The organism is Pseudomonas sp. PME37.24/006, from assembly GCF_055556635.1.
The window spans coordinates 1-272 of the sequence record NZ_JBVHNL010000095.1; the positions used below are offsets into that span (position 1 = coordinate 1).

General features: G+C 55.5%; 1 protein-coding gene. It reads right to left on the minus strand.

Features of this window, described 5'->3' with window-relative positions; translation table 11 throughout:
* A partial coding sequence (locus ACZ3GY_RS23980) for an alpha/beta hydrolase (protein WP_465912236.1) occupies positions 1–272 on the minus strand: 272 nt, incomplete at both ends.

Here is a 272-nt window from a genome sequence, read left to right on the forward strand (position 1 = left end):
TGACGCATTGCCCGGCATAGTTTGCTTGCAGCCAGTCAATCACGACCAATAGATCAGCGCGCTCGCCAATCCCGTGATCATGCTCACCTTCGGTCTTGCCAACACCGCGAAAGTTGGCGCGAATGGTAATGTAGCCCAGTTGCACAAAAGCACGCGCCAGCGTTTGTGCCACCTTGTTATCCATCGTACCGCCAAACAGTGGATGCGGATGCGCAACCAAAGCCAGGCCACGGGCAGGCAAGGCTTCGGGCATATCAATGGCGACTTCAATT